Origin of the sequence: Streptococcus minor DSM 17118 (assembly GCF_000377005.1) — a bacterium.
GTDB classification, from domain to species: domain Bacteria; phylum Bacillota; class Bacilli; order Lactobacillales; family Streptococcaceae; genus Streptococcus; species Streptococcus minor.
The window spans coordinates 674,801-696,484 of record NZ_AQYB01000033.1 but is presented as its reverse complement, the minus strand read 5'-3'; the positions used below and the strand labels follow the sequence as shown (position 1 = coordinate 696,484).

Below are 21,684 nucleotides of genomic sequence, written 5' to 3'. Positions count from 1 at the left end.
GAGGTTTTTATGACACCACAAGAATTATGGAATGAATACAAGAAATCTCATCCAGTGACTGAAGCTGAGCCAGATGCATGGGCTTTTGGAGCTGAGCCAGATCTGCTAGCAGATTTGGTTGCAAAAGGCATCAAGACAGCGACAGCATCAGCCTATGACGAACACATCTATTACAAGGAGCCTCTGGGGAGAGTAGGCGAGAAGAGCATTGTCTTAGATAGTCATGGAAATGCCATTTGCATGATTGAGACGACACGAATAAGGGTAGTCCCTTTCAAGGAGGTATCAGCAGCACATGCTTATCTGGAAGGTGAGGGAGACCGTAGCTTAATTTACTGGCGCCAGGTCCATGAAGAACTGTTTACAAAGTGGCTAGCTGACATCGGCATCACTTTTACTCCTGATAGTCAGGTTGTTTTGGAAGAATTTCAGGTAATCTACAAACCATCAGAAGTCTAGTTATAGCATAGGTAAAATACCCTAAACTTAGTCAATCAATTTATTGGGCTTTTTAAAGTCAATCATTCAGACACTATTTGGGTAAAAAATCGTCGTCCTTTAATTACAAGAAATAAGCTATAATATAAGCTATATATAGAAGAAGAATAAATTCAGGAGGATTCAAGATGAAATTAGCCTTACTTGGAACCGGCATGATTGTAACAGAAGTCTTGCCAGTCTTGCAGGAAATAGATGGGATTGAACTGGCAGCCATCCTATCTACGCCACGCTCTATTGAAAAAGCCCAGCACTTGGCGGAGCAATATCAGATACCACAGGCGACTAGCAACTATGAGGATATTTTAGCGAATCCTCAAGTAGATACCATTTATGTGGGGACTCCCAACCATACCCATTACACCTACGCCAAGCAGGCTCTTTTGGCTGGAAAACATGTTATTTGTGAAAAGCCTTTTACCTTGCTAGCATCAGAATTGGAAGATTTAGTTAGTATTGCATCTGAGAAAAAGCTGTTCTTACTTGAAGCAATCACTAACCAGTATTTGGGGAACTTCCATTTCATCAAAGAAAACCTGGCCAAGCTCGGGGAAATTAAAATTGTATCTTGTAATTACTCCCAATATAGTTCCCGCTACGATGCTTTCAAACGTGGGGAAATTGCGCCAGCTTTTAACCCAGAGATGGGAGGAGGTGCACTTAGGGATCTCAATATCTACAATATCCATCTGGTAGTCGGGCTCTTTGGTCAACCCAAAACTGTGCAATACTTGGCGAATATAGAGCGAGGGATAGATACCTCGGGTATGTTGGTGATGGACTATGGCCAATTCAAGTGTGTTTGTATTGGAGCTAAAGACTGTGGTGCGGAAATCAAATCAACCATTCAAGGAAACAAAGGATCGATATCCGTTTTGGGTTCAACCGGTGGGATGCCAGCTATCAACATCAGTCTCAACGGTCAAGACAGTCAAAATTTGGACATGAACCGTCCGTTCCATCGCATGCATGATGAGTTTGTAGCCTTTGAGGAGATGATTTCTCAGAAGGATTATGCTCGTGCCCATGAAGCTCTAGACCACAGCCGAGCGGTTATGCAGATTTTGGATCAGGCTGTGAAGAGCATGTAAAAAATGGTTCACTGTGTTCGTTCAGTAGATTGAGTGAGGAAATCTTAAGGCGGTAACAAGTAAGATTAGGTTCATTGTCATATGGATGCAAAAAATATGATATAATGGAGCGGTATTATGTTAATCTACCTAAAGGAAATAAAATTATGTCAAATTATGCGATTATTTTAGCAGCAGGGAAAGGTACCCGTATGAAGTCGGATTTACCAAAAGTTCTTCATAAGGTAGCAGGTATTTCCATGTTGGAGCATGTCTTCCGCGCTGTCTCTGAAATTGAGCCTGAAAAAATTGAGACCATTGTTGGTCACAAGGCCGAATTGGTAGAAAAAGTCTTGGTCGGACGCTCAGATTTTGCTCTCCAATCGGAACAGTTGGGGACAGGTCATGCGGTGATGATGGCAGAGCCTAGCCTAGCTGGTTTGGAAGGGCATACCTTGGTGATTGCTGGGGACACCCCCTTAATCACAGGAGAGAGCCTTAAGAACTTGGTTAATTTCCATGTCAGTCATAAGAATGTGGCGACGATCTTAACGGCCCAAGCAGCTGATCCATTTGGTTATGGTCGTATTATCCGCAACTCAGATGGCGAAGTCGTCAAGATTGTGGAGCAAAAAGATGCCAATGATTTTGAAAAACAAATCAAGGAAATCAATACTGGAACCTATCTTTTTGAGAATAAACGCCTCTTTGAAGCCCTTAAAGACATCAACACGGACAATGCTCAAGGAGAGTACTATCTGACCGATGTCATTTCCATCTTCCGCCAGGCTGGTGAGAAAGTTGGAGCCTATATTTTACGTCATTTTGATGAGAGTCTAGGGGTTAACGATCGAATTGCTCTAGCTACTGCTGAGAAAGTGATGCGCAAGCGTATCAATGAAAAACACATGATCAATGGAGTGACTTTTACGAATCCTGAGTCTACCTATATTGATGTAGATGTAGAGATCGGAGCAGAGGCTGTTATTGAAGCAAATGTCGTTCTAAAAGGTAAAACCACAGTCGGTGAGCGGACCGTCTTGACCAATGGTACGCGCGTGGTGGATAGCCAGATTGCAGCAGATGTTATCATCTCTCAATCTGATATTGAAGAATCTATTATCGAAGAAGGGGTAACGGTGGGTCCTTATGCCCACATCCGACCAGGTAGCATCCTGCAAAAAGGAGTCCATATTGGTAACTTTGTCGAGGTCAAATCCTCTACCATCGGAGAAAATACAAAAGCTGGTCACTTGACCTATCTTGGCAATGCTCAAGTAGGGAAGGAAGTCAATTTTGGAGCCGGTACTATTCTGGCCAATTACGATGGTAAGAACAAGTTTACCACTATGATTGGGGACCATGCTTTTATCGGTAGCAATTCTACTATCATTGCTCCTTTGACGATTGGAGACCGTGCCTTGACAGCAGCAGGCTCTGTTATTACGAAAGAAGTGGCAGCAGATGCTGTTGCGATTGGTCGTGGGCGCCAAGAAAACAAAGAAGGCTATGCCAAACACTGCCCTCACCATCCAGAGAAAAAATAAGATTAGACTAGAACCCTTGGCCGTTAGTTTAAGGGTTCTTTTTGCATCTCAGCTCCATTCAGTGCATATTATCTTCTGTCAGTTATTTCTGAGGAAATATTCTGCTATAATAAGGCAAGGAGAAAAGCTGTGAAGTTACATTTAGAAGAAATTTCCGAGGGTCAGGAAGAGGTTCTTGTCCGCTATCGGCAGATGAATGCGACAATCCAGGCTATCTGTGATCTCGTTCAGAAGCCGGATAAGAAGCTCTTGGTCAGCAGTGATGGTAATCAACAGTACATGCTAATAGATGATTTTCTTTATTTTGAAAGCATTGACGGCAAAACCTTTGCCTATACAGAGGACTCCGTCTATCAGGTCCACCACAGTCTCAAGGATTTGGTTCAGGCTTATCAGGACAGAGGGTTTTTACGGGCTGCCAAGTCCCTGGTTCTCAATCTTTATCGGATTGCCCACTTTAAGAGCCAATCCTTTGGGCGGATTGAGGCGACCTTGGACAACGGGGAAAAGGTGCTGATTTCCCGCAAATATGCTGCCAAACTGAGACAATTATTGAGGGAAGGAGTGGCTGATGAAGACTAAGTGGGAAGAAGTTTTAAGCCAGGAAATTGCCATTAAATATAAAGCAGGTATTTATAGCCTCTGTCATCTTTTATATTTTGCCCTCTACCTGCTCAGCCAGCAGAAAAACCAGATTGGTTTGCTCCAGCTGGCAGAGATTGTGCTCCTGGCCTGGATTGTCAATCATCTTCAAGTCTATTTGGGGGATAATTTCGATGAAGCGGATCAGATTTCAGTCAAATGGTGGTTCTCTGCCATCATCTGCTCTATCTTTTACGTTCTTGCAGCCAGTCTTTTGAACTGGTTCGAGGGAGATAAACTCGCCACCCTTGGTTTTGGTTTCTTTCAACTATTTTGCTACATTGGTGTTTACATCAACAATAAAATCAAGCGTCAAATCGATAGCAGGCAGCTCAACCAACAGCTGCAAGACTTCAAGAAAAGAAGGGGGAATCATCATGACTGAGATCGTGATCAATATCCAGGAACTGGAAAAATATTATGGAAAGCATTTGGCTGTCAGTGATTTGACTTTGTCCGTCCAGAAAGGGGAGATTTTTGGTTTCTTGGGAGCCAATGGTGCCGGCAAATCAACGGTCATTCGCTGTCTCTTGGGCCTTATCAAGAAAACTGGGGGAGACATCAGCCTCTTTGCTGGGAAATATGGCAGTCTAACTGAAAACTTAGCCCACATTGGCTACCTGCCCTCTGAGTCGCAATTTTACCCAGATATGAACGTCAAGGAAGTCATTGCCTTGGCAGCAAGGGCCAGGAAAAAAGATTGCCGGATAGAGGCCGAGCGGATTTGCCAGATTTTGGAAGTGCCAATCGATAAGAAAATCAAGGATTTATCCCTGGGCAATCGCAAGAAGGTCAGTATTGTCTGTGCTCTCCAGCACCAGCCAGAACTCTTGATTTTGGATGAGCCGACTTCTGGCTTAGACCCGCTCATGCAGGAGCGCTTTTTCAAGCTCATTAAAGAGGCTTGTGCAGCTGGGACCACCTGCTTCTTGTCTTCCCACAATCTGGCAGAAGTCAAAAACTACTGTGACCGGGTAGCCATCATTAGAGAGGGGAAGCTCTTAACCATTGACACCATTGAAAACTTGACCCGCAGCCAAACCAAACGAGTTACGATTTGGAAGGATGATCAAGCTGAGACTTTCAACTTTGCAGGAACTAGTTCGGAGTTGCTGGCTCATATACAGAACTTGCAGCCTACGGATTTCTTGGTAGAAGAGCCATCGCTGGAGGAACTCTTTTTGCACTATTATGAGGAGGTGAAGGCATGATACTCTTGATACATGAGATAAAAGAAAATCGTAAAAGCTTGCTCATTTGGTCTGTAACAGTTGGTTTGATTTGTTATGGCTGTATCCTACTCTATAAGAGTGTGGCAGGACAGCTGGCCGAAGTAGCTGACCTCTATGCCAATATGGGAGAAATGACCAAGGCTTTGGGCTTGGACAAGGTTAGTCTGGCCACTTTGGATGGCTACTATGCTACAGAAATCGCCCTCATGTTTGGCTTGGGGTCAGGAATGTTTGCGGCCATGTTGGGAGTTAACAGCCTGTCCAAGGAAGAAGAAGGGCATACCAGTGAATTTCTCTATACTTTGCCTTATCAACGCAAGACCATTCTTTTGTGGAAATACCTCAGTGTCCTTGTCCTCATCCTAGCCTTCAATGTCATTGCTACTGGGCTTAGTTTGTTAGGAATCTGGCAGTTGGCTATGACCTTTTCCTACCAGTCTATGTTCCATTATCACCTGCTTTCTCTCCTTATGCAGATTGAATTAGCCAGCCTTGGTTTTCTAATTTCGGCCCTTAGTTCAAAGAAACAGACGGGACTGGCTATGGGCCTGGTGCTGCTAACTTACAGCCTGGATATGATGGTGCGTATTGTACCTGACCTGGACAAGCTCAAGTACCTGAGCCCCTATTACTATGCCAGTGGAGCGGATGTCTTTAGTCAGGTGGACTTGGATATACTTTTGCTCATCAAAGCGGGAGCTGTGATTCTTGCCTCACTTCTCTTTTCTGTGATGATTTTGGAGAAAAAAGATTTGAAGGCTTGATGGAATAAAGAAAAAATATGGAGTCGGTTTGACTCCATATTTTTTATCGATGTTCTCGTCTCCATTTGGTGGGGGATTGTTGGTAGTGCCGTTTGAAGGCAGCTGAAAAATTAAATTGGTTGGAGTAGCCAACTGCCTCTGCGATTTCTTGTAGATTTTTATTGGTATTTTTCAACAGTTCGCAGGCTTCGCTGAGACGGTATTGAATAATAAATTGCTGGGGAGAAATATTGACTTGTTCTTTGAACAGTCTACTAAAGTAATGCCGATTGAGATTGCACTGCTGGGCTAAATCCTCAACTGAGATGGGCTTTTCAAAATTTCGCTCGATGAAATTGATTGCTTCTCGGATATAAAATTCTTTGACTTCATCGTGTTTGCTTGTGTGGCTAGTGAGTGATTCATCAATAATGGCAGATATAAATAGATAGAGGCGACCAATGATTTCAGCACTTTTGGCCTGATGATTTTCTAAGAGGGCGGATATTTCTCTATAGACTGGGCTTAGTGTTGCTGGCTTTTGTTGAGAGAAAATAGGTTGTTGACGTGAAAGTCCAGCCCGTTTCAAGAAATGCTCTGTCTTTAGACCATCAAACTCGACCCAGATATAGGTCCAGGGATCTTTTTCATCCGCCTCATAGCTGCATATCATATCTGGAGAAATCAGAAAACCTTGTCCAGCAGTCAGTCTATGAGCACGTTGGGCCTGCGTATCAAAAAATTGACCTGAACCAGAAATGATATAGTGAAAGAGATAATGTTGTTTGGCTGTTGGACCAAAAGAATGAAGGGGGCGACACTCTTCCATCCCAAATTGAATGGGGTAAAAATCAATATAAGAACGGTTGTTAAAGACATGAAATTCCATCTTGTTTGGCATAGAAAGTAGATGACTCCTTTGAATCTTTTGATAGTGGGAAGTTGTTTATGAATTTGATATTATTATACTATATTTATATGAATTTGTGACATTTTATATGTCGAAAACTCAAAAAATCTCAAATTCATATAGAAGTTGTCATATTTCCCTATGTTTTTGAAAGCGTTTTTTTGGTATCCTAAAAACAGAAAAACATCAGAATATCTCGAGCTTGAGGAGCTGGAGAAATCAAAAAAAAGGAGTTATTTCGATGAAAAAAATGCGTTTTTATGCGGGTGTTTTAGCAACAGCTACCTTGCTAGCTGCTTGTTCAGGTTCGAAGGGGAACGATTCGTCTTCGTCCAGCTCAAACACTTCAGGAAAAACTGAAATTTCTTATGCAATTTGGGATTCTGGTCAAGAGCCGGGTATTCGTAAGATTGCAGATAAGTTTGAAGAAAAAAATCCAGACATCAAGGTTAATATTCAGGTAGTGGATTGGGACAACTACTGGACCATGCTAGAAGCTGGAGCAACAGGTGGTTCTCTACCAGATACTTTTTGGATGCATTCCAATGAAATTTATCGCTATGGCTCCAATGAGATGCTATTGCCTTTGGATGATTATTTAGCGAAGAGTAAAGATGCAAAACTTGAAAACTTCCCAGATGGTTTAAACGAAATCTACAATATCAATGGCAAACAATACGCTGTACCAAAAGATTTTGACACTATTGGTCTGTGGTACAATAAGAAGATGTTTGATGAGGCAGGTATTGCCTACCCAGATGATACTTGGGATTGGGATAAGCTAAAAGAAGTTGCGAAAAAATTGACCAAGTCTGATGGCAGCCAATATGGTTTTGGTGCAGGCCTAAGTAACCAAGAAGGCTACTATAATTTCATCTACCAAAATGGTGGTACTGTGATCACAGACGACATGAAATCAGGATATGATAATCCAAAAACAGTCGAAGCTCTTGATTACTACTTTAGTTTTGTAAAAGAGAAATTGTCTCCATCTCTGACTGTGGACAAGGAACGAGCTGAAGCCTTCCAAAATGGACAAGTTGCTATGAGTTTGTTTGGTTCTTGGAATCTATCTGGTTTCACAGCCAATGACTATATTCGTGAAAATGCTGATGTTGCTGTCCTACCAAAAGGACCAGATGGCACACGTGCAACTATTTTTAACGGCCTAGGAAATGCTATTGCAGCTAATACTGAAAATCCAGAAGCTTCATGGAAATGGGTAGAATACCTCAGCTCCAAAGAAGCGCAAGAAATGCAAGCTAGTCTGGGTGTTGCTATTTCTGCCTACAAGGGTGCAGCAGATACCTGGGTTGATTCCAATAAGGATTTCGCTATTAAAAATTATGTAGATATGCTTGATTATGCTCAAATTCGCCCTTACTCTCAAGCAACTTTGAAATGGGAAGACAAGGCGTATGAGCTTTTGAAACCAGCCTATCTGGGAGAAGAAGCAACAAAAGATGCGGCAGAAAAAACTGCTGATATGATGAATGAAGTATTAGCTTCTGAAAAATAAAACCGTGGGGTCTGGAGGAGAATAAAGCTTCTCCAGACCTTATCATTTAAGGAGTCTGTCATGTTTAAAAAGAAAGGGAGTTTGAACGAAGCTCTTTGGGGATGGGCCATGGTGGCCCCAACTATTATCGGCTTAGTAGTACTCAATATTATTCCAATTTTTCAAACCCTCAAAATGAGCTTTCATAAGAGTGGAGATTTTGGACGTAATGATATCTTTGTCGGTTTTGAAAATTACCAACGCATGCTGGGTGATGCCCAAGTTTGGCAAGCCACTTGGAATACCTTTAAGTATACCCTATTGGTGGTCCCAGCGACAGTTGTTCTCGCTATTTTATTAGCAGTTTTACTCAATTCCAAAATCAAAGGTAAACATCTTTATCGTACCATTTTCTTTCTACCTATGGTAGCAGCTCCTGCTGCGGTAACAATGGTCTGGAAGTGGTTGTACAATACTGATTTTGGACTGATTAACTTTGTACTTGGGAAGATGGGTATAGGACGAATTAACTGGATTGAAGATCCCAAAATTGCCATGTATTCTATTGCCCTGATTGGTATCTGGAGTACAGTGGGTTACAGTATGATTTTGATTTTGGCTGGTCTACAGGAAATTCCAAAAGATTATTACGAAGCTGCTCGGATTGATGGTGCAAGTCCTGCAAAACAGTTTTTCCAGATTACGCTACCTTTAGTATCACCAACCCTTTTCTTTGTCGTTGTCACTAGCGTTATCCAGTCTATGCAGGTCTTTGATGTTATCTACATGATGGAAGATATCCGTAGTCCTGCTTACGACAAAACAGTTTCTCTGGTCTACCTTTTTTATAACAATTCCTTCAAGTATTCGGATAAGGGGTATGGTTCAACGATTGTCATTTTACTCTTGGTCATCATTCTCCTGATTACCGCTGTACAGATGAAGGCCCAGAAGAAATGGGTACATTACAATTAAGGAGACTATTATGAAACAACAAACCATCAAACAAACCTTCTGGGTTCATCTCTTCCTCATTATTGTGGCATTGGGGATGATTGTGCCTTTTGTATGGATGATTTTGACCTCTTTTAAGTCGGTCACAGAATCCACTCAGATGAATCCTTTTCATTTTTTCCCTAGTCGCTGGCTTTTCAGCAATTATACGGAAGCCATTCGTATCAACAATTTTCCCATTTTATATTTTAATACCATCATGATGATGTTATGGAGAATTTTTAGCTCCGTCATGTTCTCAGCTATGGCAGCTTATGCCTTTGCTCGCTTGGAATTTCCAGGAAGAAACCTTCTCTTTGGACTTGTTCTTTTTCAGATGATGGTGCCGCCTCAACTCTTTGTCATTCCTCAATATTTGATGATTGACCAGTTGGGTATGCGTAATACCATTTTTGCCCTAGTCTTTCCAGGTATTGTTAGTGCCTTTGGAACCTTCTTGTTGCGGCAATTCTTTGTGGGTCTTCCAAAGGAGTTGGAAGAGTCTGCTAAGCTAGATGGTTGCAACATTGGTCAGACCTTCTTTAAGATTATGTTGCCTTTGGCCAAATCTGGTCTGATTGCTCTTGCTATCTTTACTGCTCTTTTTGCCTTTAAGGATTTGCTCTGGCCTTTGATTATCAATTCTAACGCCGATAAGGCGACCCTATCCAGTGCTCTTTCCAAGATTCAAGGAGCCTATGCAGTGAATTATCCGCAATTGATGGCAGCTAGTGTATTGGCAATTTGGCCTATGGTTGCACTGTATATCATCTTCCAGAAACAATTTATCCAAGGCATTGCCACTTCTGGCGGAAAATTATAGGAGGAAGATATGCCAATCAGTTACAAAGAAACCACACAAGAATTTCACCTTTTTAATGATGATATAAGTTATATTTTCCATGTATTGCCAAATGGGCATTTGGGGAATCTTTACTACGGAAAACGCTTGAATGAGGAGGCTTCCTATCTTCGCTTGAGAGAGTACGGTCATCGTCCGTTGACTTCTTATGTCTATGAGGAAGAGCCTGCCTTTTCTCTCCAACATACACGGCAAGAATATGCCTGCTATGGAACGACAGATTTTGCTCTGCCTGCATTCGAAGTGGAGCAGGCAGATGGTAGTCGTCTTTCTCATTTTGTTTACCAGAGCCATCGCATTTTGGATGGAAAGCCAACGATTAGTGGTCTTCCTCAACTTCATGTGAAAGAGGCGAAAGAGGCTCAGACGCTAGAAGTCGTTTTACTGGATGCGAACTCCCAGACAGAACTGACCTTGTCCTACACGATTTTTCCGGATCAGCCAGTCATCAGTCGTCATGCTCGCTTTGAGCAGTTGGGAGACCAAACCATCAAACTTCAGAGAGCCTTATCCATGACACTGGATTTGCCGGATAAGGATTACGAATGGATTCATCTGGATGGAGCATGGGGCAGAGAACGTCATCTCCAAGTTAGTCCACTCCATCAAGGCTGCCAATCTATTTATAGCCTCAAGGGAGCGAGCAGTTCAGAGCATAATCCTTTCCTAGCTTTAAAACGTCCATCAGCAGATGAACATCAAGGGGAGGTATTGGGCTTCTCTCTAATTTACAGTGGAAACTTCCTAGGGCAGGTCGATGTCACCTCCTATAGTCAGGCTCGAATCAGCCTGGGCATTCATCCAGAACGTTTTAGTTGGGTACTAGAAAAAGGCGGAAGCTTCCAAACCCCAGAAGTAGTGATGGTCTATAGTGATAAGGGATTAAACGGGATGAGTCAAGCCTTCCATAAGGTTTACCGCGAGCATTTGATGAGGGGATTCTGGGCCAAACAGGAGCGACCTATCCTGCTCAATAACTGGGAGGCCATGTCCTTTGATTTTGATGAAGAAGGTATTTTGAATCTGGCTCGTCAGGCAGCTTCTGTCGGTGTTGAACTATTTGTCATGGATGATGGCTGGTTTGGAGCTCGGAATCATGAGCGGGCTGGTCTGGGAGATTGGTTTGTCAATCTAGACAAATTACCAGGTGGCTTGACTAGCATTATCAAACAAGTTCATGGTTTAGGCATGAAATTTGGTCTTTGGATTGAACCTGAAATGGTCAATAAAGATAGCAATCTATATAGGGAACATCCAGACTGGATTCTTCATCATCCGAAACATACTCAGTCTCATGGGCGTTATCAATATACGCTTGATTTTTCAAGGGAAGAGGTCTATCAAAACATCCATGATCAGTTGTACAAACTTCTAGCTGAGCATGAGATTGATTACATCAAATGGGATATGAACCGCTATATGACAGAGGTCTACAGTGTAGCTTACCCTGCAGAGCGCCAAGGCGAAATTTTCCACCGTTATATCCTCAATCTCTACCGTCTTTATGATAGCTTGACCACTAGTTTCCCTCATATATTATTTGAATCATGCTCCAGCGGGGGAGGACGATTTGATCCTGGATTGCTCTATTATGCTCCGCAGACCTGGACGAGCGACAATACAGATGCTATTGAACGCCTGAAAATTCAGTACGGAACTTCGCTAGTCTATCCTCTGATTAGTATGGGATGCCATGTATCAGAAACCCCGAATCAACAAGTCGGCCGCATCACACCTCTATCCACTCGTGGCAACGTTGCCTTCTTTGGCAGTTTTGGCTATGAGCTGGATTTATCCAAGTGTGATCAAGCTGAACTAGAGTTGATCAAAGAACAAATCGCCTTTTATAAGGCTCATCGGTCTACCTTCCAGTTTGGAACATTTACACGCTTACTTAGTCCATTTGAGGGAGAAGACGTAGCTTGGCAGGTCCTATCTCCAGATGGTCAGCAAGTCGCTGTCGGTTTCTACCGCCGATTGGTGACTGCCAATCTTGGACCTATCCGTCTTCGACTCAAGGGGCTAGAAGAAAAGGCTCTTTATGAGTTAGATGGTACTTATTATTACGGTGCTGACTTGATGCACGCTGGTATTTCTATTCATAATGAAGCCCATATCGTAGAGGATAAGGACTTTACATCAAAACTCTACATTCTTAATCGCATCCAGGATGCACAGTGATATAAAAAGCTTGGTTTCATAAAAAACCAAGCTTTTTGAATTTTCCCTAAGTATCCTTTCCTCTAAAGAAGATATAGCCAATGGTCCAAGCGATACAACCTGTCAGGATGAAGATCCCTACTGCTAAGGCAATATTGGCCAGGCTAAAAGAGAACCAACCACTGATAAAGAGGGTCGGGAAAATGACGAGGGCCATATAGAAGGAGTGAACCAAGGTACGCTTTCTCAGTGACCAAGAGTTGATATCATAGATATTCCACGTTCCTGCAACTCCAGCAGCGATAAAACCAGCACAGAGGGTTTGCCAAGCTTGACTGGGCTGGTCATTAAACTTCCAAATCGAGAGGGAGCAGATGCCAAATGCCAACAGGATTCCCAAAACACGTAGTACAGTCCATTTGATGTAAGGTCTAAATTCAGCCATATTGTTACCTGCTTTCTTTGTTTATTATATTATAATCTTTTTAGGTATGAAATTCAATGCTGGTCAGTAGCCATTTCGAGCCAGAAAAAAATCTCTTAATGGTAACATTCGCTTTTCTAGTCTGAATATAGTAAAATTTACAATAGATACTAGGAACAAGTAGGTGATGATATGAATTTTGAAGAAAAAACCATCAAGCGACAAGAAATTTTTAAGGGCCATATTTTCACAGTAGCTGTAGATGATGTGGAGCTGCCCAACGGTTTAGGACAAGCCAGGCGTGAGTTGATTTTCCATAAGGGAGCAGTCTGTATCTTGGCTATTACACCTGAGGATAAAATCATCCTGGTCAAGCAGTACCGTAAGGCTATCGAACGTCTTAGCATAGAGATTCCAGCTGGTAAGTTGGAAGTAGGTGAAGCGGGTAGCGAGGAAGAAGCAGCCCTACGAGAATTAGAGGAGGAAACCGGCTATACTAGCTCCAAACTCACACTTCTCCACGATTTTTATTCTGCCATTGGCTTTTGCAATGAGCGGCTACGCCTCTACCTAGCAGATGAGCTCGTCAAAGTGGAGAATCCTCGTCCAAAAGATGAGGATGAGGTCATTCAACTACTCGAAGTCAGCTTGGAGGAGGCTGTATCCTTAATTGAGAGTGGGGATATTTGTGATGCTAAGACTATCATGGCTATCCAGTATTTACAGATTATCAGAAAGTAGGAAAGCAGATGGGGAAACCCTTGTTAACAGATGAAGTTCTAGAAAGAGCCCGCCGTCATAAAGATAGAGAAGGAGAATTTGGTTATTATTCACCAAATTCCAACCGATATGAAGATGAAGACTTGTACGATGAATATGATGAATATGATGAAGATGAATACGCCCCCTACGAATACGACTGGGATGATGAATACCAGGGCTATGAGGAAGGTCAGACTGTTCGGATTCCAGTAGAACAATCCATTGTCAAAAGCCGTCGAATTGAGACCGTTAAGCGGGAAGAATTTCGCACGAAGGTCAATAAGATTCTCTTTGGTGTGGTTTTCTTAGTCATTCTCTTTTTGCTTGCAGTCTTTTACTTATAGGAGAAATTATGAAATTTGGAATTATCGCGGCCATGGAAGAAGAGCTAAAGACTCTGCTGTTGGCCTTACGGGATAAAAAAGAAGTAACTGTTTTAGGCAAAATCTACTATGTTGGTTGTCTCGGTCAACACGAAGTGGTGCTGGTTCAGTCAGGTATTGGCAAGGTTATGTCCGCTATGTCGGTGGCTATTTTGGCAGAGACCTTTGCAGTAGATGCCATCATCAACACTGGTTCAGCAGGTGCTGTAGCAGAAGGATTGGCCATTGGAGATGTTGTGGTGGCGGAGAGTTTAGTCTACCATGATGTAGATGTAACTGCCTTTGGCTATGCTTATGGACAGATGGCTGGTCAAAAACTCTACTACCAAGCTGATCAAGCTTTAATGGATAGTTTGCAGAAGGTACTGACCCAGCAGGGGATTCACAGTCATGTAGGAATGATTGCAACTGGAGATAGCTTTATCGCTGGTCAAGATAAGGTAGCAGTCATTAAGAATCATTTTCCTCAAGTATTGGCTGTTGAGATGGAGGGAGCGGCTGTGGCTCAGGCAGCTCAGGCAGCTGGTAAGCCTTTCTTGGTCATTCGAGCTATGAGTGATACTGCCCAAGGCGATGCCAATATCACCTTTGATGAATTTGTAGTTGAAGCAGGCAAGCGTTCTGCCCAGACACTCTTAACCCTGTTGGAATCCTATTAGAAAGGTATAGTTTAGAACTATATCTTTTTCTTTTTTATAAGTATTGGTCAAATAAAACTGAAAGGAGTAAAATAGGGATAGTATCAAGTGCTTGAAAGATAAGGAGATTCTTATGACACGCCAATACAATTTTGAAACCTTGCAATTGCATGCTGGTCAAACACCAGATGCTGAAACAAAATCCCGTGCAGTTCCTATCTACCAGACCACATCCTTTGTCTTTGAGGATGCTCAGGAAGCCGAGGAACTCTTTGCATTAAGAAAACCAGGGAATATCTATACCCGTATCGGAAATCCGACTGTGGCAGTTTTTGAAGAGCGGATGGCTGCCCTTGAAAAGGGTGTTGGTGCTCTAGCGACTGCTTCTGGTATGTCTGCCATCACTTACACGATCCTCGGTCTGGCTCATGCAGGTGACCATGTAGTAGCAGCAACCACCCTATATGGTGGTACCTTTAATTTACTCAAGGAGACCCTCCCTCGCTATGGTATCACCACAACCTTTGTAGATATAGAAGACTTAGAGCAGGTGGAAGAGGCTATTCAAGACAATACCAAGCTAGTTTTGATTGAAACCCTAGGCAATCCGCTCATCAATATTCCAGATATTGAGAAAGTAGCAGAATTGGCCCATGCACACCAGATTCCTCTAGTCGCAGATAATACCTTTGGTACCCCATATCTTATCAATGTCTTTGACTACGGAGTGGACATTTCTGTCCATTCAGCCACTAAGTTTATTGGTGGTCATGGAACCACCATTGGTGGAGTCATCGTGGACAGTGGAAAATTCGACTGGGCTGCTTCAGGTAAGTTTTCACAGTTTGTGAAAGAAGATCCATCTTATCACAATATTTCGTATACTAGAGACATCGGTGCTGCAGCCTTTATTGTGGCCTTGCGTGTCCAGCTCTTACGCGATACAGGAGCAGCCATTTCTCCTTTCAATGCTTTCTTGCTACTACAAGGTTTGGAGACCCTATCACTTCGTGTAGACCGTCATATCGAGAATACCAAGAAAATAGTCGCCTTCCTAGAAGGGCATCCGAAGGTAGAAAAGGTCAATTATCCAAGCTTACCATCTAGCCCTTACTATAAGTTAGCACAGAAATATTTTCCTAAAGGAGCTGGGTCTATTTTTACATTCCATATTAAAGGAGATGCTAAGGATGCAGGTGTATTCATCGACCAACTAGAAATTTTCTCTAATCTGGCCAATGTGGCAGATGCTAAATCCTTGGTGGTTCATCCCTACACTACGACGCATAGTCAATTATCAGATGAGGCTTTGGTAGCTTGTGGTGTGACGCCTAATCAGATTCGACTATCTATTGGCTTGGAGAATGTAGATGATTTAATTGAAGATTTGCGGTTGGCGTTGGAAAGTATTTAAAATCAGGTTAGCTTCTCGGAGCTGGCCTTTTTTGCTACCTAGTCTTGAAAAAATATGAAAATTCTGCTACACTTTTCCTATGAAGACACTCTATGATGTGCAACAATTGCTCAAGCAGTTTGGTATTTTTGTCTACATGGGCAATCGCCTTTATGAAATCGAGATCATGAAACTGGAATTGAGTCAGTTGCATCAGATGGGACTCTTGGACCAAGAGACTTATATCAAAGCAGCTATGGTCCTGAGACACGAACATCGTTTAGAGTCAGACTATCAGAAAAAAAGTAGGAGATGAGAAATGAATACTTTATATATCTTGCTAGCAATGTTAGCCATCTTAGCAGTATGGTTTGGTTTTAATTACTGGCGTTTGAAGCAGGCAGCTACTGTTTTGGACAATGCAGAATTTGCGGAAAAGATTTTTACTGGGCAGTTGATTGATCTACGTGATCCAAATGATTACCGTAGAAAGCACATCATGGGTGCACGCAATATTCCCTATGAGCAACTCAAACAAAGTCTAGGGGCTCTCCGTAAAGACAAGGCGGTCCTTCTCTATGAAAACGATCGTGGGCAACGCGTGACACGTGCAGCTCTGTTTTTGAAAAAGCAGGGCTACAATGAAATCTACATCCTTAGCTATGGACTCAACGCTTGGGATGGTAAAGTCAAAAGTAACTAATGGTTTGGAGGAAGCCCAAACCTTTTTTATTGAAACTGGTATTCTCTTTACAAACTGTGATATACTAGGACTTAGAAAACATAAGGTGGAATAGCATGAATAAACGTTTGTATCTTTTGGCGGGTGCGGTCAGTCTATTAACAATTCTTTCGATCGGAACAGTAGTCTATCTACAAGGGGATTTTTACCCTCTGACAAGACAAACCAGCATCCCAACTTCCAAGACTATTCAGATTGAGCTCTCAGAAAATGGAGCCAAGTCTTCTTCTGAGGATGTCCAGATAGCAGAAGATGCAGTCATCATCACAAAGGCTGGTCAATATGACATCAGTGGTCAAGCACCCAATCTGACGATTCAAGTAGTAGATACTGTATCAGATGAGGTGACCCTTAGATTGAATAACGCCAGCTTTGCCTCCTTGGAGTTCCGTTCAAGTGGTAGCAATATCGTTTATCTCGAACAAGAGTCAAGCAATAACCTGACAGGTGGAGAAGTAGGGATTTCAGCGACGAATGTTACGGTAAAAGGGGAAGGAAACCTCACTATATCAGAAGTCAGTCGTTATGGAATTTTGACCACGGATGATTTGAATGTTGAGTCTGGGAATCTGAATATTGTATCGGCTGGTTCGGGTCTCTATGCCTTCCATGAAACAAATGCTGACCATGGCAATCTAACAATCAATGGCGGAAACATAACTATCTCTTCATCCCAGCAAGAAGGTGCTGCTCTTTTTGCTGGCAATCAGTTGACTATCAACAATGGGACAGTGACTGTTGAGGCTGCCTATGAAGCCTATGTTGGAAAAAATCTCACCATCAATGGAGGAACAACCAATGTGGCCACAGTCGCAAATGGTCTGGCTGCTAGAGATCCATTTATTCAGGAAGGGCAAGTTTCAGAGGCTAGTATTGTCATAACAGGAGGAACCAATACTATTACTGCTGGTTCTAGCCCCCTTCTAGCCAACGGCAGCATCAGCCTTGCTGGTGGGGTCAATACTTTCTTAACTAGTCTTCCTGACCAGCCTGTCTTCAACTATACGGCTCAAGCAGAGATAACCGGTGGGACCTTGATTGCGCTTGGTATTTCTAATGTTACTAGTGCCCATCAAAATGTCCTTTTGGGTAGCTTGATTGGAAATGCGGGAGATACAGTAACCATTACAGATACAGCGGGCAATGAAATAGCCACCTATATATCCCCTGTTGCTTTCACTGCTATAACCTATTCATCAGAAGTATTAACAGAAGGAGAGGTATATAATCTATCTACTAGCAGCGGCAATATTGGGCAAGCAACCGCAACAAAAGATAACATAGTGGCACCTCAGTGATTTAAGCAGGAAATTCCTGCTTTTTCTTTTTCAAAATATCAGATATTAAAATATCAGAAAATTCAATATTGATACCTGTTTAACTTTACATCTACTGAAAAAAGCGTATAATGGTACTATCATTGCTTGAAGAAGAGGTATTATGAAAAAAAGTTTTATTCACCAACAAGAAGAAATCTCCTTTGTAAAAAACACCTTTACCCAGTATTTAAAAGACAAGTTGGAAGTCGTAGAGGTTCAAGGTCCTATTTTGAGTAGAGTAGGAGATGGGATGCAGGATAACCTGTCAGGAGTTGAACATCCAGTATCTGTTAAGGTCAAGCTCATTCCAGAGCATACCTATGAAGTTGTTCATTCTCTAGCCAAATGGAAACGTCATACTCTAGCCCGCTTTGGTTTCAATGAAGGGGAAGGGCTCTTCGTCCATATGAAAGCTCTACGTCCAGATGAGGATTCGCTTGATCCGATTCATTCTGTCTATGTGGATCAGTGGGATTGGGAAAAGGTGATTCCAAATGGGCGTCGAGATTTGGCCTATTTGAAAGAAACAGTAGAGCAGATTTACAAAGCCATTCGTCTGACGGAGTTAGCAGTGGAAGCTCGCTATGATATTGATTCCGTTTTGCCAAAGCAGATTACCTTTATTCATACAGAAGAATTGGTCGAACGTTACCCTGAACTGACTCCTAAAGAACGTGAGAATGCCATCGCTAAAGAATATGGGGCTGTCTTTTTGATTGGTATTGGTGGCGAGCTAGCTGATGGTAAGCCTCATGACGGTCGTGCCCCAGACTATGATGATTGGACTAGTCCATCTGAAAATGGTTATAAGGGTCTAAACGGCGATATCCTAGTGTGGAATGAGCGACTAGGTGCAGCCTTTGAACTATCATCCATGGGGATCCGTGTAGATGAAGATGCCCTTAAACGGCAGTGCGCGATTACTGGAGACCTAGATCGCTTGGAATATGAATGGCACAAGGCTCTCTTGCATGGTCTATTCCCCCTTTCTATCGGTGGTGGTATCGGTCAGTCACGCTTGGCTATGTTCCTGCTGCGTAAAAAACACATTGGAGAAGTCCACTCTAGCGTCTGGCCAGCAGATGTTCTTGAAAGCTTTGAAAATATCTTGTAGAAAACAGCTTCGGCTGTTTTCTTAATGTTTAACAACTAGATTGGAAGGCACATTAACGCATGGCAAACGATTGAACAAGCAAGAAAGCACCTCTTAATCCCAGTAAGTAGGTGCTTTTTCATTATGAATCATCTTTTCATGTATCAATGTTTTAAGTGCAAAAATGGCAAGTAGTTGTCTAGTTTTTGTGAGAAGCTAGTCTATTAGATTCGTCTAACCTGAAAATGGTGATGGGAGGCAAACGGAGTGCTCTTTTAATCTTGCTCAAGAAAGCTCTCAATCTCCTCCAAATTGGCCTGACTTCCTTTTTCCAAATAGCTCTGCCTTTGTCCATCTCGGTAGTAAGCTAAATGTGGCACAGTCTGGATTTCTTCCTTTGCTACAAAATTTTGGGCCTCTGTCAGAACCTCATTATCTGTATTAAGATAGTAGACAGTCACCTGTGTGTGGGTAATAGCCTCTTCCAATATAGGAGAAAATTTGGCGCAATAGTGGCAAGTTGGTCTTCCAACATAGAGGTAAAAGTTCTCCTTGTTTTGGATTTTCTCAACCACCTCCTCTAGACGGATGGCTTTGTAACTGGTTAATTCTTGCTTAGCTTTAGAATTCGCTTTTTCTGAGCAAGCGCCCAAGAAGAGAGAAAAGGTTAACAAACAAAGTAGAGAGATTATTTTTTTTCATTGTTACTTCCTAGTCATTGATTTCTTAGATAAATTGTACCATGCTCTTCCAATAAAGAAAATAGCTGTTGAGAAATCCTTGGTTTTTATCAAGGTATTCAACTGTTTCCCCCCATTTCAGTTGCAACTTTCTGTCAACTATTTGAAAACATTTACATTGTTTAAATGCTGCCCTTTTGCTCTAAACTGTGTTATAATTCTTTAGCAAAACTAATTATTAAAGAGGAAAAAATGACTGCATTAAGAAATGATATCCGCAACGTTGCAATTATTGCTCACGTTGACCACGGAAAAACAACTTTGGTGGATGAATTGCTCAAACAATCTCAAACCCTAGATGAGCGGACTGAGCTGTCTGAGCGTGCCATGGACTCAAATGATATCGAAAAAGAGCGTGGTATCACCATTCTAGCGAAAAATACAGCTGTTGCTTACAACGGTACTCGAATCAATATTATGGACACTCCAGGGCACGCGGACTTCGGTGGCGAAGTTGAGCGGATCATGAAAATGGTGGATGGCGTAGTCTTGGTTGTGGATTCGTATGAGGGAACCATGCCTCAGACCCGCTTTGTATTGAAAAAAGCTTTGGAACAAGACTTGACTCCAATCGTTGTTATCAACAAAATTGATAAGCCTTCTGCTCGTCCGGCTGAAGTTGTGGATGAAGTGTTGGAGCTCTTTATTGAGCTTGGAGCAGATGATGATCAACTGGATTTCCCAGTAGTCTATGCTTCAGCTATCAACGGAACATCTTCTTTATCCGATAATCCAGCTGATCAGGAAACAACCATGGCACCTATTTTTGATACCATCATTGAGCACATTCCAGCGCCAGTTGACAATTCAGATGAACCTTTGCAGTTTCAGGTATCGCTCTTGGACTACAACGACTTTGTGGGCCGCATTGGTATCGGTCGGGTTTTCCGCGGTACCATCAAGGTTGGTGACCAAGTAACCCTCTCTAAACTAGATGGAACTACTAAAAACTTTCGTGTCACCAAACTCTTTGGTTTCTTTGGGTTGGAGCGCAAAGAAATTAAGGAAGCAAAGGCTGGTGAGCTGATTGCTGTGTCTGGTATGGAAGACATTTTCGTTGGGGAGACCATTACACCAACGGACTGTGTGGAGCCGCTTCCTGTTCTCCGTATTGATGAACCGACTCTACAGATGACTTTCTTGGTCAATAACTCACCTTTTGCTGGTCGTGAAGGAAAATGGATCACATCCCGTAAGGTGGAAGAACGTCTCTTGGCAGAATTGCAGACGGATGTGTCTCTGCGTGTTGAAGCGACTGACTCACCAGATAAATGGACAGTTTCAGGTCGTGGAGAGCTTCACCTCTCTATCTTGATTGAAACCATGCGTCGTGAAGGTTACGAATTGCAAGTATCCCGTCCAGAAGTGATTATCAAGGAGATCGACGGTGTTCAATGTGAACCATTCGAGCGCGTGCAAATTGATACCCCAGAAGAATACCAAGGAGCTATCATCCAGTCCCTTTCAGAACGTAAAGGTGACATGCTGGATATGCAGATGGTTGGAAATGGCCAAACACGCCTCATCTTCCTAGTACCGGCACGTGGCTTAATTGGCTATTCTACAGAATTTTTATCAATGACTCGCGGTTACGGTATCATGAACCACACCTTTGACCAATATCTGCCAGTTATTCCAGGCGAAATCGGTGGTCGACACCGTGGTGCCCTTGTTTCCATCGATCAAGGTAAGGCAACTACATACTCCATCATGCGTATCGAGGAACGTGGTACCATCTTTGTTAATCCAGGTACAGAAGTATACGAAGGCATGATTATCGGAGAAAATGCTCGTGAAAACGATCTTGGTGTGAACATCACAACTGCTAAACAAATGACCAACGTTCGGTCTGCAACCAAGGACCAGACATCTGTTATCAAGACACCGCGTATCTTGACACTAGAAGAGTCCTTGGAGTTCTTAGATGATGACGAGTACATGGAAGTAACACCAATTTCTATTCGCCTTCGCAAACAAATTCTCAATAAAGCTGAGCGTGATAAGGCTAATAAAAAGAAAAAAACAGCCGAATAAT

23 protein-coding genes are annotated in these 21,684 nt (G+C 42.5%); 20 read left to right on the top strand and 3 right to left on the bottom strand.

Annotated features, from left to right (window positions below):
* Positions 1-9 precede the first annotated feature (9 nt).
* The 7 genes from F602_RS0109745 to F602_RS0109715 all read left to right on the top strand — a co-directional run bounded on the left by F602_RS0109745 (position 10) and on the right by F602_RS0109715 (position 5,753).
* Entirely contained in the window at positions 10-459 is a 450-nt protein-coding gene (locus F602_RS0109745; protein ID WP_018167796.1) for an ASCH domain-containing protein, read from the top strand.
* A 167-nt stretch (positions 460-626) separates the two neighbouring features.
* Positions 627-1,589: a Gfo/Idh/MocA family protein gene (locus tag F602_RS0109740; protein ID WP_018167795.1), complete on the top strand. Its 963-nt coding sequence runs from the start codon at positions 627-629 to the stop codon at positions 1,587-1,589.
* A gap of 146 nt (positions 1,590-1,735) precedes the next feature.
* Positions 1,736-3,115 (top strand): bifunctional UDP-N-acetylglucosamine diphosphorylase/glucosamine-1-phosphate N-acetyltransferase GlmU, encoded by a 1,380-nt coding sequence (glmU, locus tag F602_RS0109735; RefSeq protein ID WP_018167794.1) that lies wholly within the window; start codon positions 1,736-1,738, stop codon positions 3,113-3,115.
* A gap of 129 nt (positions 3,116-3,244) precedes the next feature.
* Positions 3,245-3,697: a LytTR family DNA-binding domain-containing protein gene (locus F602_RS0109730; RefSeq protein ID WP_018167793.1), complete on the top strand. Its 453-nt coding sequence runs from the start codon at positions 3,245-3,247 to the stop codon at positions 3,695-3,697.
* Positions 3,687-4,142 carry a hypothetical protein gene (locus F602_RS0109725; RefSeq protein ID WP_018167792.1) on the top strand — a complete coding sequence of 152 codons (456 nt, stop codon included), beginning with the start codon at positions 3,687-3,689 and terminating at the stop codon, positions 4,140-4,142. Before F602_RS0109730 ends, F602_RS0109725 begins: the two co-directional genes overlap by 11 nt.
* Complete coding sequence (locus F602_RS0109720) at positions 4,135-4,968, top strand: ABC transporter ATP-binding protein (RefSeq protein ID WP_018167791.1); 834 nt, start codon at positions 4,135-4,137, stop codon at positions 4,966-4,968. Before F602_RS0109725 ends, F602_RS0109720 begins: the two co-directional genes overlap by 8 nt.
* Positions 4,965-5,753, top strand: coding sequence for an ABC transporter permease subunit (locus F602_RS0109715; RefSeq protein ID WP_018167790.1), 789 nt, complete (start codon positions 4,965-4,967; stop codon positions 5,751-5,753). The genes F602_RS0109720 and F602_RS0109715 overlap by 4 nt, the downstream gene beginning before the upstream one ends.
* 43 nt (positions 5,754-5,796) lie before the next feature.
* Here F602_RS0109715 and F602_RS0109710 read toward each other — a convergent pair whose 3' ends face one another.
* On the bottom strand, positions 5,797-6,633 hold the full coding sequence (locus tag F602_RS0109710; protein WP_018167789.1) for an AraC family transcriptional regulator: 837 nt from the start codon (positions 6,631-6,633) through the stop codon (positions 5,797-5,799).
* A gap of 250 nt (positions 6,634-6,883) precedes the next feature.
* Here F602_RS0109710 and F602_RS0109705 point away from each other — a divergent pair, with 250 nt between their 5' ends.
* The 4 genes from F602_RS0109705 to F602_RS0109690 are packed head-to-tail and all read left to right on the top strand — an operon-like array spanning position 6,884 to position 12,176.
* Positions 6,884-8,161, top strand: a complete 1,278-nt coding sequence (locus F602_RS0109705; protein WP_018167788.1) for an ABC transporter substrate-binding protein — start codon at positions 6,884-6,886, stop codon at positions 8,159-8,161.
* Positions 8,162-8,221: 60 nt separating this feature from the next.
* Entirely contained in the window at positions 8,222-9,115 is an 894-nt protein-coding gene (locus tag F602_RS0109700) for a carbohydrate ABC transporter permease (RefSeq protein ID WP_018167787.1), read from the top strand.
* Positions 9,116-9,125: 10 nt separating this feature from the next.
* A complete protein-coding gene (locus F602_RS0109695; protein WP_018167786.1) occupies positions 9,126-9,956 on the top strand; it encodes a carbohydrate ABC transporter permease in 831 nt (276 codons plus the stop codon).
* A 9-nt stretch (positions 9,957-9,965) separates the two neighbouring features.
* Positions 9,966-12,176, top strand: coding sequence for an alpha-galactosidase (locus tag F602_RS0109690; protein WP_018167785.1), 2,211 nt, complete (start codon positions 9,966-9,968; stop codon positions 12,174-12,176).
* 46 nt (positions 12,177-12,222) lie between these two features.
* On the opposite strand, the gene F602_RS0109685 is transcribed toward F602_RS0109690, so the two are convergent.
* Complete coding sequence (locus tag F602_RS0109685) at positions 12,223-12,600, bottom strand: DUF3021 family protein (RefSeq protein WP_018167784.1); 378 nt, start codon at positions 12,598-12,600, stop codon at positions 12,223-12,225.
* A 171-nt stretch (positions 12,601-12,771) separates the two neighbouring features.
* Here F602_RS0109685 and F602_RS0109680 point away from each other — a divergent pair, with 171 nt between their 5' ends.
* From F602_RS0109680 to asnA, 8 genes are all read left to right on the top strand, one after another.
* On the top strand, positions 12,772-13,320 hold the full coding sequence (locus F602_RS0109680) for an NUDIX hydrolase (protein ID WP_018167783.1): 549 nt from the start codon (positions 12,772-12,774) through the stop codon (positions 13,318-13,320).
* Positions 13,321-13,328: 8 nt separating this feature from the next.
* The gene (gene macP, locus F602_RS0109675; protein WP_018167782.1) at positions 13,329-13,685 is read left to right on the top strand and encodes a cell wall synthase accessory phosphoprotein MacP; all 357 of its coding nucleotides are present in this window, start codon (positions 13,329-13,331) and stop codon (positions 13,683-13,685) included.
* An 8-nt stretch (positions 13,686-13,693) separates the two neighbouring features.
* Entirely contained in the window at positions 13,694-14,383 is a 690-nt protein-coding gene (locus F602_RS0109670; RefSeq protein WP_018167781.1) for a 5'-methylthioadenosine/adenosylhomocysteine nucleosidase, read from the top strand.
* Positions 14,384-14,495: 112 nt separating this feature from the next.
* On the top strand, positions 14,496-15,776 hold the full coding sequence (locus F602_RS0109665; protein WP_018167780.1) for an O-acetylhomoserine aminocarboxypropyltransferase/cysteine synthase family protein: 1,281 nt from the start codon (positions 14,496-14,498) through the stop codon (positions 15,774-15,776).
* A gap of 79 nt (positions 15,777-15,855) precedes the next feature.
* On the top strand, positions 15,856-16,071 hold the full coding sequence (locus tag F602_RS0109660) for a YqgQ family protein (protein ID WP_018167779.1): 216 nt from the start codon (positions 15,856-15,858) through the stop codon (positions 16,069-16,071).
* A 3-nt stretch (positions 16,072-16,074) separates the two neighbouring features.
* The gene (locus tag F602_RS0109655) at positions 16,075-16,458 is read left to right on the top strand and encodes a rhodanese-like domain-containing protein (RefSeq protein ID WP_018167778.1); all 384 of its coding nucleotides are present in this window, start codon (positions 16,075-16,077) and stop codon (positions 16,456-16,458) included.
* Between the two features lie 95 nt (positions 16,459-16,553).
* Positions 16,554-17,795: a carbohydrate-binding domain-containing protein gene (locus F602_RS0109650; protein ID WP_018167777.1), complete on the top strand. Its 1,242-nt coding sequence runs from the start codon at positions 16,554-16,556 to the stop codon at positions 17,793-17,795.
* Between the two features lie 142 nt (positions 17,796-17,937).
* Positions 17,938-18,930, top strand: a complete 993-nt coding sequence (asnA, locus tag F602_RS0109645; protein WP_018167776.1) for an aspartate--ammonia ligase — start codon at positions 17,938-17,940, stop codon at positions 18,928-18,930.
* A gap of 254 nt (positions 18,931-19,184) precedes the next feature.
* Here the strand turns inward: asnA and F602_RS0109640 are convergent, their stop codons facing one another.
* Entirely contained in the window at positions 19,185-19,583 is a 399-nt protein-coding gene (locus F602_RS0109640; RefSeq protein ID WP_018167775.1) for a thioredoxin family protein, read from the bottom strand.
* A 258-nt stretch (positions 19,584-19,841) separates the two neighbouring features.
* On the opposite strand from F602_RS0109640, the gene typA reads away from it, so the two are divergent.
* The gene (gene typA, locus F602_RS0109635; protein WP_018167774.1) at positions 19,842-21,683 is read left to right on the top strand and encodes a translational GTPase TypA; all 1,842 of its coding nucleotides are present in this window, start codon (positions 19,842-19,844) and stop codon (positions 21,681-21,683) included.
* The last annotated feature ends 1 nt before the right edge of the window (position 21,684 follow it).